The organism is Pseudomonas sp. MSSRFD41 (genome assembly GCF_014230245.1).
GTDB lineage: Bacteria > Pseudomonadota > Gammaproteobacteria > Pseudomonadales > Pseudomonadaceae > Aquipseudomonas > Aquipseudomonas piscis.
The window spans coordinates 1-1,008 of sequence record NZ_JACKZK010000065.1; the positions used below are offsets into that span (position 1 = coordinate 1).

Genomic DNA, 1,008 nt, shown 5'->3' on the forward strand with positions numbered 1-1,008 from the left:
CACCAACGTCACTGACACCATCGATGATTCGACGGTGTCGCTCAAAGCAACTCCATCGGCGGCCGAGGGCGGCCAGATCACCTACACCGCGACCGTCACTGCGCCCGTCACTGGCTCTCCGGTCGTAGTCACCTTGGCCAACGGTGAAAAGATCACCATTCCAGTCGGTGAAACCACCGCCTCGATCAACGTCACTGCACCGAACGACGCACTGGTTGGCCATACTTCCGTCACTAACTCGATCACTGACGTGAGTGGTGGCAATTACGAGAACCTCGTAGCTGATAAGACTCCAGTCAACACCAATGTCACCGATACCGTTGATGACACTGGCCTGACCCTGTCCGCTACCGGGACGGTCGCAGAAGGCGGTTCCATTGTTTATACCGCCACCCTGACCAACGCTGCTGGTACTCCGGTCACCGTAACGCTGTCCAACGGCGCAGTGATTACTATCGAAGCCGGTAAAACCTCCGGTACCGTGACCGTTCCTGCGCCGGCCGATGACGTCTATAAAGACGCCGGTAAGGTCGAAGCGACCATTACCAAAGCCGAAGGCGGTAACTTTGAAAACCTGGTGACCAACCCAGCGCCAGCTGTGACCAACGTCACTGACACCATCGATGATTCGACTGTGTCGCTCAAAGCGACTCCGTCGGCGGCCGAGGGTGGCCAGATCACCTACACCGTGACCGTCACCGCTCCAGTGACGGGCTCGCCTGTGGTCGTCACCCTCGCTAACGGCGAGAAGATCACCATCCCAGTCGGCGAAACCACCGCCTCGATCAACATCACTGCACCGAACGACGCACTGGTTGGCCATACTTCCGTCACCAACTCCATCACCGATGTCAGCGGTGGTAACTACGAGAACCTGGTCGCCGATAAGACCCCGGTGAATACCAACGTTACCGATACCGTCGATGACACTGGCCTCAGCCTCTCGGCCACCGGTACGGTTGCCGAAGGTGGCCAGATCACCTACACCGCTACCTTGACCAACGCTGC

The 1,008-nt window shown here is 58.4% G+C and carries 1 protein-coding gene; it reads left to right on the forward strand.

Annotated features, from left to right (window positions below):
- The coding region (locus H7A76_RS32215) for an immunoglobulin-like domain-containing protein (protein ID WP_185702244.1) at positions 1-1,008 on the forward strand (1,008 nt) is incomplete at both ends.